The organism is Aeromonas intestinalis (assembly GCF_054052485.1).
Genome location: NZ_JBSTYK010000008.1, coordinates 223,009 through 236,783, shown reverse-complemented (window position 1 = coordinate 236,783; position 13,775 = coordinate 223,009). Strand labels below are relative to the sequence as shown.

The following is a 13,775-nucleotide window of genomic DNA, read 5'->3' as shown; positions in this document are numbered from 1 at the left end:
CGAGCCCTGAGATGAGTCATCCCTGACCCCTTGAGGGTCCTAAAGGGCCGTTGGAGACCACAACGTTGATAGGTGGGGTGTGTAAGCGCGGTGACGTGTTGAGCTAACCCATACTAATTACCCGTGAGGCTTAACCATACAACACCCAAGAAGTGTTCGAAGGCTTGTAGCAAGTGCATGAACTACTCAAATTCAGTGATAGCGACAGAGCATATTAGCTAAGTCGTTATTCACGTCAGCTTTTCGGATTGAAGAATTTGCCTGGCGGCCATAGCGCCGTGGAACCACCTGATCCCATGCCGAACTCAGAAGTGAAACGCGGTAGCGCCGATGGTAGTGTGGCATTCGCCATGCGAGAGTAGGACACTGCCAGGCACCCAATTGAAGAAGCCCGCTCATCTGAGCGGGCTTTTTATTGGCTGAAATTCATGCCTGTCCCTCTTATCTTCTTCTCACTGCTCCAGTCTGGCTGGATTGCTGATTTCTTTCTCACAACCGTACCGCGCGGAACTGGATGGGGTTGTATCTGCACCATAACTCGGTAGAGTAAGGGGCATTCAGGGCTGTCCGTACCATGCTTTCATCTTCCCTCTGGTGCAGCTCGACCCGATCCGTTTTCATTCACCTTCAGTCAGTGGTATCGATATGGAACAAGTAAACAAGTCTAGCTTCAACGATGTGTTGGAATATGTGCGTATGTCCCGTCGCCAGAACAAGCTCAAGCGCGAGATCGTCGACAACGAGAAGAAGATCCGTGACAACCAGAAACGTGTACTGCTGCTCGACAACCTGAGTGACTATATCAAACCGGGGATGAGCATCGATGATGTCCAAGCCATCATCGCCAACATGCGTGCCGATTACGAAGAGCGGGTTGATGATCACATCATCAAGAATGCCGAGCTCTCCAAGGAGCGCAAAGAGTTGAGCACCAGACTCAAGGGTATGAGCTCCAGCAAGTAAGAGTATTTACCTTCTCAAAACACCGGCTTGTAGCCGGTGTTTTGCATCTGGGCATCAGCTCGGATCTCTTTGCATACCGAAACAATCGACTCCCATTTTCATAATCGCCCTGTTAACATCTCTTCAAAGCGGTCAATAGTTTTCAAGCCCTTGACTTGAAACGACTAAGCTTGAATGAAATACAATAAATTGCGCAACCATGGTGGGGCTGATATGGGCGCATCAAAACAGACGGATTTGAAGACAGTGGCATCTCGGGATTCATCCGTACCGCATGCGGACGGGCAACAAAAGCGTAAACGTCGTTCCTGGTGGCGTTGGCTGTTCTGCTTCATCTTCTTGCTGTGCCTGGCGGTCGTCATCGCCTTGGTAGGCTATGAGATGAAGACTTCTCGCCTGCAGTCGCAGGAGATCTCTCATTACGCTGCCAAGCTGACCTATCAGCTTGAAGCCGGTCCCAGCAAGCAGATTATCTTCCCGGATGACGGCCCCTTCGACAAGCGGCTCGGCTATGTGTTGATGCCGATGATCCAGGAGCGGCTCATCCAGCGTGGCTATCAGGTATCTGAGCAGGTCCGTTTCTCCGATGCGCTCAACAACTATGCCAGCCATGGCTTCTTCGTCCCCTATACCGAGAAGGTGCAGGCCGGATTGACGCTGCATGACTGCCGTGCCGAGCCTTTCTATCAGTACAAATACCCGACCCACTACTACCCAGACTTCAACTCGATCCCGCCGCTGGTGATCCAGTCGCTGCTGTTCATCGAGAACCGGGATCTGCTGAGCAATGAGCAGCCGCTGGCCAACCCGGCGGTAGACTGGCCCCGTTTCGGCAAGGCGGCCCTGTCACAAGTCGGCAAGGCGCTGGACATGCAGGATCAATCCGCCGGTGGCAGTACGCTGGCGACCCAGGTCGAGAAGTATCGCCACTCCCCGGATGGGCTGACTCTTTCCCCGACCGAGAAGATCCGCCAGATGGTCTCTGCGAGCGTCCGTGCCTACCGGCTGGGCCCGGAGACCCTGGAGGCACGCAAGCTGGTCGCCTGGGCTTATCTCAACTCGGTACCGCTCTCCGCTGCGCCGGGCTACGGCGAGGTTCATGGTCTGGGGGACGGGCTCTGGGTCTGGTTCGGTGCCAATGTAGATGAAGTCAATCGTCTGCTGGATCCTGAGCGCAATCAGGATGCCACCCTTGCCGAACAGGGGTTGGCACTGCGCCAGGTCGTCTCCTTGATGATCGCTCATCGCCGCCCCTCCTACTATCTGGCACAAGGGCGAGAGGCGCTGTCGACCCTGACGGATAGCTACCTGCGTCTGTTCGTGCAGGAGGGAATGATTACACCGGCGCTGATGGAATCGGCGCTCAAGGCCAAGCTGGGATTCCGGGACTTCCTGCTGGCACCGGCGATCACGCGGGTCAACAACAACAAGGGGCTGCAGGTAGCACGTACCCGTCTGAGCCGTCAACTCGGGGTACAGCTCTACGATCTGGATCGCATGGATCTGACCGCAGATACCACTCTCAACATGCCGCTGCAAAACGAGATCTCCCGTTACCTGCAACAGCTGGCCGATCCCACTTTCGCGTCTCAGGTCGGTCTTTTTGGTGAGCGTTTGCTCTCGCCGGAGAAGACGGGGGACGTGAAGTACAGCTTTACCCTGTTTGAAAAGACGCCGGAAGGGGTGAAGGTGCGGGTGCAGACCGACAACACGGATCAGCCGTTCGACATCAACGAAGGCAGCAAGCTGGAGCTGGGCTCCACCGCCAAGCTGCGGGTGCTGACCACCTATCTGGAAATCGTCACCGAGCTGCACGACAGCTATGGGGAGATGCCGGCGGAGAACCTGCGCAAGATCGAAGTCTCCAATCAGGACAACATCAGTCGCTGGGCCATCGGCTATCTGATGACCGCCAAGGACAAGAGTCTGCCAGTCATGCTGGAGGCGGCGCTGGATCGCAAATACTCCGCCAGCCCCTATGAAGGCTTCTTCACCGGCGGTGGCATGCACACCTTCAACAATTTCCGCAAGGAGGACAACGGCCGCATTCCCTCTATCCGGGATGCGCTGCGCGAGTCCATCAACCTGCCCTTCGTGCGGCTGATGCGAGACATAGTGCGCTACAGCCTCTACAAGGAAGGCAATCGCGCCCAGTTGCTCAAGGATGACAAGGATCCACGTCGTACCGAATACCTTGCAAGGTTCGCCGACAAGGAAGGGCAGACCTATCTGCTGCGCTTCTGGCGCAAGTATCAGGGCAAGACTCCGGATGAGCGACTCGATACCTTCCTGGATGGCCTGAAGCCCAGCGCGGTGCGTCTCGCTGCTGTTCATCGCTATCTGATGCCGGAAGCCTCCCAGACAGACTTTGCGGCCTTCCTTGCCAAGCGGCTGCCGCGGGAGAAATTGATGGAGAAACGGATAGAACAGCTCTATACCAGCTATGGGCCAGGTAAGTATTCACTGCCGGATCAGGGCTATATCGCGCGGGTACACCCGCTGGAGCTGTGGCTGCTCTCCTACCTCAAGGAGTTCGACAAGGCGACCTTTGCCGACGCGGTGGCGGCCAGTCGCGACGAACGCCAGGAGGTCTACAGCTGGCTGTTCAAGACCCGGCATCGCAGCGCCCGGGATACCCGGATCCGCACCATGCTGGAGGTCGAGGCTTTCCTCGACATCCATCAGCGCTGGGCCAGGCTGGGTTATCCATTCGATCACCTAGTGCCGTCGCTGGCGACCGCCCTCGGTAGCTCGGGTGACCGACCGGCGGCCCTGGCCGAGCTGATGGGGATCATCCAGAATGGCGGGCTGAGGGCACCGACCCAACGCATCGAGTACCTGTCGTTTGCCAAGGATACCCCCTTTGCCACCGTGTTCGAACCGGCCAACGTGCAGGGTACCCGGGTGATGGCGCCCGAGGTGGCGAATGCCCTGCGCAATGCCCTGTCGAAAGTCGTGGAAGGGGGCACGGCACGGCGCATCGCCGGCGCCTTTGCCCTGCCGGACGGCACCATACTGCCGATGGGGGGCAAGACGGGAACCGGGGATAACCGGATAGAAACGGTGGGCCGCTATGGCAACGTGACCAGCTCCCTGGCCCGTAACCGTACTGCCACCTTCGTGTTCTACATCGGTGGCGATCACTTCGGCACCCTGACGGCCTACGTGCCGGGCAGCCAGTCCGACAAGTTCCGCTTCACCTCGGCGCTGCCGGTACAGGTGCTCAAGGGGATGGCACCGCTGCTGATGCCCTATCTGCAGCCAGGGACCCATACCCAGTGCATGGCAGGCAGCTGATGTCTGTGTTCAGAAGATAAAAAAACGGGGCCAGTTTGGCCCCGTTTTTTATCAGTCGGCGACGACTCCGGGTCGGCGCAGGTGAGTCATCACTCACAGCTGATCTTCGATCTCGCCGCGCAGGTACTGGTACATCTCGCGGAAGGCCACCGGCGGCTTGTTCAGCTCCCGCTCCTTGTTGGCGGTACGGATCAGCTGGCGCAGCTTCTGGCGATCCAGATCATGGAACTGGGCCATCAGCTCGTTGAGGGCGCTGTCTCCCTCGCTGATCAGCCGCTCGCGCCACTGCTCCAGCCGGTGCAGACGGGCATTCACGGTAGAGTGACGCATCTTGATGATGGTGAGTGCCTCGGCGATGGGCTCGATGTCCCGGCTGCGCATCAGTCGGCCGATGAACTGCAGGTGGCGGCGGAAGGATTCATCCTTCTTGGGTTTGAGTTTGCGACCCAGCTCGACGGCTTCTGCCAGTTCTTCGTCCAGCGGGAGCTTCTCCAGTTCGCTGTGGCTGAGGGAGACGATCTCTTCCCCCATCTTCTGCAGCGCTTCGGCATCGCGCTTGAGCTGGCTCTTGCTGGGACCCCAATCGTCCAGTTCGTTGTCGTCTTGATACTGACTCATCGGTCTCTTGATTCCTGTCATTCACGTTGGTGGATATGTTACCAGCTTCTCCCGCTGGGCGCAGGGGTCTGATATGCTTAGCCCCTTTCCTTTCTTCATACAGATGTGAGTTATGGACCAGCTAGATCAAATTCGCCAGGATCAAGCCCACCTCGAGGCCGTGGTGGCCGAGGCACTGGAGATCGCCAAAGGGCTGGGTGCCGGGCTTGCCGAAGTATCCATCAGCAAGCAGACCGGTCTGTCGGTGAATACCCGGGGCTGCGAGCTGGAAAGCATCGAATTCAACAAGGATGGGGCGCTCGGCATCGCCGTCTATCGGGATGGCTGCAAGGGCTCCTCGTCCACCACGGATCTCGGGAAGGCCGCCATTCGTGCCGCCGTCGAGGCGGCGATGGAGATTGCCCGTCACACCTCCCCCGATGACTGTGCCGGCCTCGCCGATGCGGAACTGCTGGCCTGGGACGCTCCGGATCTGCAACTGTGCCATTCTACCTTGCTGGATCCGCAACAGGGCATAGAGCTGGCCATCGAGTGCGAGCGGCTGGCGCTGGGGCGCGATGCCCGCATCAAGCACTCCGACGGTGGCAGCTTCTCCAGCCATCTGGGGGTCAAGGTCTATGGCAACAGCCACGGTTTCGTCAAAGGCTATGCGGCGTCCCGCAACTCCCTGAGCTGCGTGTTGATCGGCGAGCAGGATGGCGACATGCAGCGGGACTACGGCTACTCCTCCAGCCGTACCCTAGACGGGCTCTGGAGCCCCCAGCGCATTGCCGACGAGGCGGTGGCGCGTACCCTCTCTCGCCTCGGTGCCCGCAAGATCAGCACCCGCCAGGCGCCCGTGCTGTTCCACCCCGATACCGCCGCCGGTCTCTGGGGCCATCTGGTGATGGCCATCAGCGGTGGCAACCTCTATCGCAAGTCGAGCTTCCTGCTGGACAAACTCGGTGAGCAGGTGTTGCCGCAGTGGCTCAACATCCAGGAGTTCCCGCACCTGCTGGGGGGGCTCGCGAGCACGCCGTTCGACGGGGAGGGGGTGCGTACCACAGACATGGACATCGTCCGTGACGGCCGCCTGATGAGCTGGCTGCTCACCTCCTATTCGGCCCGCAAGCTGGGGCTGACCACCACGGGCCATGCCGGTGGCATCCACAACTGGCAGGTGTCGAACACGGGGCAGGACTTCCAGGGCATGCTCAGGGAGATGGGCACCGGCCTGCTGGTGACCGAGCTGATGGGGCAGGGCGTCAATATCGTCAATGGTGACTACTCCCGTGGCGCCGCCGGTTTCTGGGTGGAAAATGGTGAGATTGCCTATCCGGTAGAAGAGATCACCATCGCTGGCAATCTGGCCGATATGTTCCGCTCCATGGTGGCGGTGGGGACCGACGTGGATGAGCGTTCCAGCCTGCGAACCGGCTCCGTACTGGTCGAGCAGATGAAGCTGGCGGGCCACTGATCCCCCTTTCAGCCCCAAGCCGATGCGATGAAAAAGGCCCCCTCTTGTGAGGGGGCCTTTTCTATGTTCCGAGCCGGGAGTCGAACTTACTCCTTGATGCGCTCGATGCGGCCACTCAGGCCTTGCAGCTTGTGCTCGATGTCTTCATAGCCACGGTCGATGTGATAGATGCGCTCGACCATGGTGGTGCCTTCTGCGACGAAGCCGGCCAGTACCAGGCTGGCGGAGGCGCGCAGATCGGTGGCCATCACCTGGGCACCCTTGAGCTGCTCGGTGTCGCGGCAGATGGCGACATTGCCCTGCAGCTCGATGTCCGCGCCCATACGCACCAGTTCCGGCACGTGCATGAAGCGGTTCTCGAAGATGGTCTCGGTGACCATGCCGGTGCCCTTGGCGACCGCGTTCAGCACGGTGAACTGGGCCTGCATGTCGGTCGGGAAGGCCGGGTAGGGGGCCGTCTTGATGGTGACCGGCTTGAGGGTACGGCCGGTCATGTCCAGGCTGATCCAGTCTTCACCTTTCTCGATCAGGGCGCCTGCCTCTTCCAGTTTGACCAGTACGGCTTCCAGCAGGGCAGGATCCGTCTTGCGGCAGGTGATCTTGCCACCGGTGACGGCGGCGCCCACCAGGAAGGTTCCGGTCTCGATACGATCGGGCTGCACGCTGTAGCTGCCGCCATGCAGACGCTCGACCCCGTCGATGGTCAGGGTGTCGGTACCCGCGCCCTGAATGTTAGCTCCGAGCGCGTTGAGGAAGTTGGCCAGATCCACGACTTCCGGTTCACGGGCGGCGTTCTCGATCACGGTGCGGCCATCTGCCAGGGTGGCGGCCATCATCAGGTTCTCGGTACCGGTGACGGAGATCATGTCCATCAGGATATGGGCACCCTTGAGGCGACCATCGACGCGGGCCTTGATATAACCATCCTCGATGGCGATCTTGGCGCCCATCAGCTCCAGGCCGTGGACATGCAGATTGACCGGACGGGCACCGATGGCGCAGCCACCGGGAAGGGAGACGTCAGCCGCCCCGAAGCGGGCCGCCAGCGGACCCAGCGCCAGGATGGAGGCGCGCATGGTTTTCACCAGCTCGTAGGGAGCGACGTGGTTGTTCACGGCACCGGTCAGCACGGTCACGTTGCCGTTGACCTTGGTGCTGGCGCCCAGCATCTCCAGCAGCTTGAGGGTGGTACCCACGTCTTTCAGGCGCGGTACGTTGGATAGCTGGATCTCCTCATCACACAGCAGGGTGGCGAACAGGATCGGCAGGGCGGCGTTCTTGGCGCCGGAGATGGTCACTTCACCGGAAAGGGTGCAGGGGCCGGTGATCTTGAATTTGTCCATTTTTACTTCGTTACCAAATCAGGAGGGCAATAGGAATTTACGTTCGCGTTTCCATTCGGCATCGGTAAAAGCCTTGATGGAGAGAGCGTGGATGGCATTGCTGGCGATCTTGTCCATCAGCGGGGCATAGATGGCCTGCTGCTTCTTGACCCGGCTCATGCCGTCAAACATGTCACCGACGGCGATCACCTGATAGTGACTACCGTCCCCTTTGACATGGACTTCGGACAATGGCAAGGCCTCAAGGAGTATCGCTTCAATTTCAGAGACTTGCATTATGCGTCCTCAGTTGTGAGCGGGGTTGATTGAAACAAATTGGCCACCCCGTACAGGTTGGCCAAGGTAAAGAAATCGTCGGAGGCGCCCACCAGTGTCGGCGTAGCGCCCCGGGCCAGCACGGCCTTGGCCCATTTGACCAGAAGCGCGAGTCCGGCGGAGTCCAGGGTGGTGATCTCGTCGAGGGCGAGCGTATCTTCCTGCCACCACTCGGCACGGCGCTGCCACAGGGCAATCACCTGTGGGGCCTGCAGCTCGCCCGCGAGCGTCATGACTTGATGACCAGCGGCTTGGCGTTGTGCTCGCGCAACTGGGCGATCACCGCATCGATGCCGTTCTGGCGAATGAGGCCACCGAGCTCGTTCTGCTTGGCAGAGAGCAGGCTGATCCCTTCGGCGACCATGTCAAAGGCCTTCCACTCGCCGGTCTTGTTGTTCTTGCGCAGCTTGAACTCGAGGAAGATATCCGGCTTGCCGGCCTCGGTCACGCTGACGTTGACGGCGGTGATGTTGTTGTCACCCACGGCCTTGCCCGGCTGCACCTTGACGGTTTGCTTGTCGAAGTGGGCGAGGGCATCGGCGTAGGAACTCACCATGTATTCGGTGAACACCTCGACGAAGGCATCACGCTGGGCCGGGGTGGTTTCCTTGATCTGGTTGCCGAGCACCTTGTAGGCGGCGAAGCGGTTGTCCACGTAGGGCAGCAGCTCCTCGCGGATGATGACCCTCAGGTGATCCGGGTTGCTCTTGATCTGAGCCTGATCGGCCTTGAGACGGGCAAAGGTCTGCTTGGCGGCTTGATCCACCAGGGCGTAAGGATCCGTGGCATTGGCCCCTGCGGCCTGAGTGGTCACGGAAAACAGCATGCTGGTCATCAGGCCCAGCAACAGGGCGATCTTCTTGAACATGGTTACTCCTTGCTTGCAGGCGGATTGGTGGCCGGAGACGACTGGCTGTAGAGGAATTTGCCAATCAGATCTTCCAGCACTATGGCTGATTTGGTGTCTGCGATCATGTCGCCATCCTTGAGCATGCTGGTGCCCATGTCTTCATCGCTGAAACCCGGTGCCAGGCCGATGTACTGCTCGCCGAGCAGGCCGGAAGTCAGGATGGAGAGAGTGCTGGTATCGGCAAACTCACCGGCCTCTTTTTGCATCAGCAGGGAGACGACGGGCACCTGGGTCTTGGCATCCAGCTCGATGCTGCTGACCCGACCGACGACGACACCGCCGACCTTGACCGGCGAGCGTACTTTCAGGCCGCCGATATTATCGAAATGGGCGCGCAGGGTATAGGTCTCTCCTTCCGGTTTGAAACTCAAACCCGCCACTTGCAGGGCCAATGCCAGAATGGCTGCGATGCCAGCCAGCATGAAGGCGCCAACCAGGAATTCTACTTTGCTGAACTTCATCTTTACCTTATCCAAACATGACTGCGGTGAGTATAAAATCCAGACCGAGCACGGCCAGGGATGAGTGGACCACGGTTCGGGTGGTCGCCTGACTGATCCCGGCCGAGGTCGGCTTGGCATCATAGCCATTGAAAAGCGCAATCCAGGTGACGACCAGCGCGAAGATCACGCTCTTGATGGCCCCCTGCATGATGTCATCCTGCCAGTCGACGGATGCCTGCATGGCGGACCAGAAACTGCCCTCGTCCACCCCCAGCAAGTCGACCCCGACCAGTTTGCCACCGAAGATGCCGATCAGGCTGAACATGAAGGCCAGCAACGGCATGCTGATGACCCCGGCCCAGAAACGGGGGGCCACCACCCGGCGCAGGGGATCCACCGCCATCATCTCGAGGCTCGAGAGCTGTTCGGTGGCCTTCATCAGGCCGATCTCGGCGGTCAGGGCGGAGCCGGCCCGACCGGCGAACAGCAGGGCGGTGACCACGGGGCCGAGTTCGCGCAGCAGCGAGAGGGAGACCAGGGGTCCCAGACTCTGCTCGGCGCCGAAATCCTTCAATACGTTATAGCCCTGCAACGAGAGCACCATGCCGATGAAGAGGCCGGACACCAAGATGATGGCGACGGATTGCACCCCCACCACATAGAGCTGCTGGATCAGCAGCGGGAAGTGCTTGCGTGGCTGGGGGCGACCGGCCAGGGCATGAAACAGCATGATAGTCGCACGGCCGATGGCGCTGATGAAACGCACACCGACCCGACCCAACTTGCTTACTTGGCTTATCAACATCACAGATCCTGTAGCAGGTCGCCTGCCGGAAAATGAAACGGAACAGGACCGTCAGGCAATCCACGCAGGAACTGCTCGACCTCGGGATTGCGCTCCTCGCGCAGCTGCGCCGGGGTGCCGTGTGCCACCACCTTGCGATTGGCGATGATATAGGCGTAGTCAGCGATACCGAGCACCTCTTTTACGTCGTGGGTGACGATGACGGAGGTGATGCCGAGGGCATCGTTCAGCTCCTTGATCAGCTTGACCAGCACCGCCATGGTGATGGGATCCTGACCCACGAAGGGCTCGTCATACATGATGAGGTCCGGATCCAGGGCGATGGCACGGGCCAGGGCGGCGCGGCGGGCCATGCCACCGGAAAGCTCGGAAGGCATCAGTTTGGCGGCGCCACGCAGTCCCACCGCCTGCAGCTTCATCATGACGATGGTGTGGATCAGCTCCTCCGGCAGGCCGGAATGCTCCCGCAGCGGAAACGCCACGTTGTCAAACACTGTCATGCCGGTGAACAGGGCGCCACTCTGAAACAGCATGCTCATCCGCTTGCGCACCTCGTAGAGACGGGAGCGGGAGAGGGTGGGGATGTCCTCCCCGTCAAACAGGATATGACCCGATTCCGGTTTCAACTGGCCACCGATCAGCCGCAGCAAGGTGGTCTTGCCGATGCCGCTCGGCCCCATGACGGCAGTGACCTTGCCACGGGGAATGGTCAGATTGATCCCGTCATACAGCAGCCTGTCTCCGTGGCTGAAAGTCAGGTCGGAGATGGTGATCAGGTCATTGTTCAAACAATTGTCCATCCGGTATAAAAGAAGAGCGAATTTTATGGGCTAGTCTAGGTCTAAGCAACATCAAGGAACAACTATTGAGCGCAGATCGGCCCCAAAAACGCGACAGTTTTATGTAACAAGGTGCGTCAGCAAGTGGGTACCCCGCATCCGATTCGCTTATCTCGGCAGACTTTTTTATAATCCCGCAGCAAATTTCGGTCCGGAGCCGTGCCTTTATGTCTGTAAAGTCTGAAAAAGTGTCTGAACTGTTCGATTTTCGTCGCAGTGCCCGTGCGGTGCTGGACATTGAAAAACAAGCGATTGATGGACTCTACCAGTACCTCGACGAGCACTTCGTGAAGGCGTGCGAGATGGTGCTGCGCTGCGGCGGCAAGATAGTGGTCACCGGCATGGGCAAGTCGGGTCATGTGGGCAACAAGATAGCCGCGACCCTGGCCAGCACGGGCACGCCCGCCTTCTTTCTGCACCCGGGTGAGGCCAGCCACGGCGATCTCGGGATGATCTCCGCCGGGGATCTCATCATCGCCATCTCCAACTCCGGCGAGAGCGACGAGATCCTGGCCCTGCTGCCGGTACTCAAGCGTCGCGGCATTCCGCTCATCTGCATGACCGGCAACCCGGCCTCGACCATGGCCAAGGAAGCCAACGTGCACCTGTGCATCCGGGTCGAGCAGGAGGCCTGCCCCCTCGGTCTGGCCCCCACGTCCAGCACCACGGCGACCCTGGTGATGGGAGATGCCCTGGCGGTGGCCTTGCTGGAGGCCCGCGGCTTCACCGCCGACGACTTCGCGCTGTCTCATCCGGGCGGTTCCCTCGGCAAGCGGCTGCTGCTGCGGGTCGGCGATCTGATGCACGGTGGCGAGCTGTTGCCCAAGGTCGGGATCGATGCCACCATCAGCCAGGCCCTGCTGGAAGTGAGCCGCAAGGGGCTCGGCATGACGGCGGTGGTGGATGAGCTGGGCCTGCTGGCCGGTCTCTTCACCGATGGCGACCTGCGCCGGATCCTGGATTTGCAGGTGGACATCCATCACACCTCTATCGCCAAGGTGATGACGGTCAACTGTGTTACCGTAGGGCCAGAGATGATGGCGGCCGAGGCCGTCAAGCTGATGGAAACCAGAAAGATTAACGGATTGCTGGTGGTGGATGGGGAGCGGCGGCCGCTGGGTGCCTTCAACATGCACGACCTGCTGAAAGCCGGGGTGATTTGATGCAAGATGTACCGACCCTCTATGGTCCGGTGACGCGCAGCCAGTTCGAGAAGGCGGCGCAGATCCGCCTGCTGGTGTGCGATGTGGACGGGGTGCTCTCCAACGGCTTCATCTACATGGGAAATAACGGCGAAGAGCTGAAGACCTTCTGCACCCGGGACGGGGCAGGCATGCGTGCCCTGCTCAATGCCGGGCTGGAGATTGCCATCATCACCGGGCGCAATTCCCGCATCGTCAGCGATCGGATGAAGAGCCTGGGGGTGCAGCACCTGGTGCAGGGGGCGGATCAGAAGCTGCCCCATTTCGAGGCCCTGCTGGCCAAGCTGGGGCTCGATGCCTCCCAGGCGGCCTATATGGGGGATGACACCATCGATCTGCCGGTGATGCAGGCCTGTGGCCTCGGCATCGCAGTGGCAGATGCTCACCCGCGGGTATTGGCCTGTGCCGACCTGGTCACCCGGCTGGGGGGGGGCGTCGGGGCGGTGCGGGAGGTGTGCGATCTGATCCTGCAAGCCCAGGGGCTCGCCGATGAGTTGCCCGAGGCGTCGCGATGAAGCAGACTATTCTGTTCTTCCTGCTTTTCCTGGCGGCATTGGCTGCCTGGCAGCTGGGTGACATCGACTTGGCCCCGGATTCCATCACCAAGGTAGAGAATTATCAGCCCGATTTCACCGCCAGGAATCTGGTCACCACCCGCTTTGACGAGCAGGGCAAGCGGACCGAGCGGCTGGAGTCGGAGTTTGCCGAGTATTTCCAGATCCTCGAGCAGGCGACCTTCAACAAGCCGGTCATCTACCTGTACGACGACAAGGGTGAGGCCGAGTGGAAGGTGACGGCGGAGACCGGCGTACTCAATACCGATGACAACGTGATCCTGCGGGACAAGGTGCATCTGGATGGCCTGTTGCCGACCTCCTTCATCTCCAGCATGGATACCCAGTATCTGGAGATGGACATGGTGACTCAGGACGTGAGAAGCAACCAGCACATCCGCATTCAGGGCCAGGAATTCCAGACCGAGGGCGTAGGCCTCAAGGGTCACCTGGAACGTAAATATTTCGAATTACTGGATAAAGGCCATGCCATTTATTTCAATGAAAAACGCTAATCTGGTCTTCGTGGCCCTGCTGCTGTGCGGCGCGGCCAACGCCAAAGAGTCCGACTTCACCGAAAAGGTCTATGTGGACGCGGTCAAGCAGGTGGCCGAGATGCAGGACAACCGTGTCACCTTCAGCGAAGACGTCATCATCACCCAGGGCACCATCAAGATTAAGGCCGACAAGGTGGTGGTGATCCGCTCCGGCGAGAAGGGTGCCGAGGTGATGACCGCCTATGGCAGCCCGGCCACCTTCTTCCAGATCCTGGACAACGGCAAGCCGGTCAACGCCCATGGCAACAGCATCCGTTACGAGCTGAAGAACCGTCTGGTGACCATCACCGGCAACGGCCAGCTCAAGCAGGAAGACAGCCAGGTCAATGGCGACCTCATCCGCTACGACATCGTCAAACAGAAAATGATCGCCGAGAGCAAGGGGCCGACCCAGCGCGTCAAGACGGTGTTCCTGCCGGATCAGGTCGAGAATTTCGACAAGCCCGCCGAACAGAAGAAGTAGGAAACAACAG

General features: G+C 59.9%; 15 protein-coding genes and 2 rRNA genes. 9 read left to right on the top strand and 8 right to left on the bottom strand.

Features of this window, described 5'->3' with window-relative positions:
- From ACW5W7_RS12730 to ACW5W7_RS12715, 4 genes are all read left to right on the top strand, one after another.
- Positions 1-138, top strand: a 23S ribosomal RNA gene (locus tag ACW5W7_RS12730); the annotation flags it as partial.
- A gap of 122 nt (positions 139-260) precedes the next feature.
- Positions 261-375, top strand: a 5S ribosomal RNA gene (gene rrf, locus ACW5W7_RS12725).
- A gap of 270 nt (positions 376-645) precedes the next feature.
- Positions 646-963 carry a PTS system regulator TmaR gene (gene tmaR, locus ACW5W7_RS12720; protein ID WP_349920759.1) on the top strand — a complete coding sequence of 106 codons (318 nt, stop codon included), beginning with the start codon at positions 646-648 and terminating at the stop codon, positions 961-963.
- A 213-nt stretch (positions 964-1,176) separates the two neighbouring features.
- A complete protein-coding gene (locus ACW5W7_RS12715) occupies positions 1,177-4,260 on the top strand; it encodes a transglycosylase domain-containing protein (protein WP_456501941.1) in 3,084 nt (1,027 codons plus the stop codon).
- A 93-nt stretch (positions 4,261-4,353) separates the two neighbouring features.
- Here the strand turns inward: ACW5W7_RS12715 and yjgA are convergent, their stop codons facing one another.
- Positions 4,354-4,878, bottom strand: coding sequence for a ribosome biogenesis factor YjgA (gene yjgA / locus ACW5W7_RS12710; RefSeq protein ID WP_434665295.1), 525 nt, complete (start codon positions 4,876-4,878; stop codon positions 4,354-4,356).
- Positions 4,879-4,990: 112 nt separating this feature from the next.
- Between yjgA and pmbA the strand changes: the two genes are divergently transcribed.
- Positions 4,991-6,334 (top strand): metalloprotease PmbA, encoded by a 1,344-nt coding sequence (pmbA, locus tag ACW5W7_RS12705; protein ID WP_456501940.1) that lies wholly within the window; start codon positions 4,991-4,993, stop codon positions 6,332-6,334.
- An 86-nt stretch (positions 6,335-6,420) separates the two neighbouring features.
- On the opposite strand, the gene murA is transcribed toward pmbA, so the two are convergent.
- Genes murA through mlaF form a run of 7 tightly spaced genes read right to left on the bottom strand, consistent with a single transcriptional unit; the run spans position 6,421 to position 10,950 of the window.
- Positions 6,421-7,677 (bottom strand): UDP-N-acetylglucosamine 1-carboxyvinyltransferase, encoded by a 1,257-nt coding sequence (gene murA, locus ACW5W7_RS12700; RefSeq protein WP_434665301.1) that lies wholly within the window; start codon positions 7,675-7,677, stop codon positions 6,421-6,423.
- An 18-nt stretch (positions 7,678-7,695) separates the two neighbouring features.
- Positions 7,696-7,953: a BolA family iron metabolism protein IbaG gene (gene ibaG / locus ACW5W7_RS12695; RefSeq protein WP_005306001.1), complete on the bottom strand. Its 258-nt coding sequence runs from the start codon at positions 7,951-7,953 to the stop codon at positions 7,696-7,698.
- Positions 7,953-8,225: an STAS domain-containing protein gene (locus ACW5W7_RS12690; protein WP_349920764.1), complete on the bottom strand. Its 273-nt coding sequence runs from the start codon at positions 8,223-8,225 to the stop codon at positions 7,953-7,955. Before ACW5W7_RS12690 ends, ibaG begins: the two co-directional genes overlap by 1 nt.
- Positions 8,222-8,860, bottom strand: coding sequence for a phospholipid-binding protein MlaC (gene mlaC / locus ACW5W7_RS12685; protein ID WP_456501939.1), 639 nt, complete (start codon positions 8,858-8,860; stop codon positions 8,222-8,224). The genes ACW5W7_RS12690 and mlaC overlap by 4 nt, the downstream gene beginning before the upstream one ends.
- 2 nt (positions 8,861-8,862) lie before the next feature.
- Entirely contained in the window at positions 8,863-9,363 is a 501-nt protein-coding gene (gene mlaD, locus ACW5W7_RS12680; protein WP_349920766.1) for an outer membrane lipid asymmetry maintenance protein MlaD, read from the bottom strand.
- A 7-nt stretch (positions 9,364-9,370) separates the two neighbouring features.
- A complete protein-coding gene (gene mlaE, locus ACW5W7_RS12675) occupies positions 9,371-10,150 on the bottom strand; it encodes a lipid asymmetry maintenance ABC transporter permease subunit MlaE (protein WP_456501938.1) in 780 nt (259 codons plus the stop codon).
- Entirely contained in the window at positions 10,150-10,950 is an 801-nt protein-coding gene (mlaF, locus tag ACW5W7_RS12670; RefSeq protein ID WP_456501937.1) for a phospholipid ABC transporter ATP-binding protein MlaF, read from the bottom strand. The genes mlaE and mlaF overlap by 1 nt, the downstream gene beginning before the upstream one ends.
- Positions 10,951-11,156: 206 nt before the next feature.
- Between mlaF and ACW5W7_RS12665 the strand changes: the two genes are divergently transcribed.
- Genes ACW5W7_RS12665 through lptA form a run of 4 tightly spaced genes read left to right on the top strand, consistent with a single transcriptional unit; the run spans position 11,157 to position 13,765 of the window.
- The gene (locus ACW5W7_RS12665) at positions 11,157-12,152 is read left to right on the top strand and encodes a KpsF/GutQ family sugar-phosphate isomerase (protein WP_456501936.1); all 996 of its coding nucleotides are present in this window, start codon (positions 11,157-11,159) and stop codon (positions 12,150-12,152) included.
- A complete protein-coding gene (gene kdsC / locus ACW5W7_RS12660) occupies positions 12,152-12,706 on the top strand; it encodes a 3-deoxy-manno-octulosonate-8-phosphatase KdsC (protein WP_349920770.1) in 555 nt (184 codons plus the stop codon). The genes ACW5W7_RS12665 and kdsC overlap by 1 nt, the downstream gene beginning before the upstream one ends.
- Positions 12,703-13,260, top strand: a complete 558-nt coding sequence (lptC, locus tag ACW5W7_RS12655) for an LPS export ABC transporter periplasmic protein LptC (protein WP_456501935.1) — start codon at positions 12,703-12,705, stop codon at positions 13,258-13,260. The genes kdsC and lptC overlap by 4 nt, the downstream gene beginning before the upstream one ends.
- Complete coding sequence (lptA, locus tag ACW5W7_RS12650; RefSeq protein ID WP_456501950.1) at positions 13,247-13,765, top strand: lipopolysaccharide transport periplasmic protein LptA; 519 nt, start codon at positions 13,247-13,249, stop codon at positions 13,763-13,765. Before lptC ends, lptA begins: the two co-directional genes overlap by 14 nt.
- Positions 13,766-13,775 lie beyond the last annotated feature (10 nt).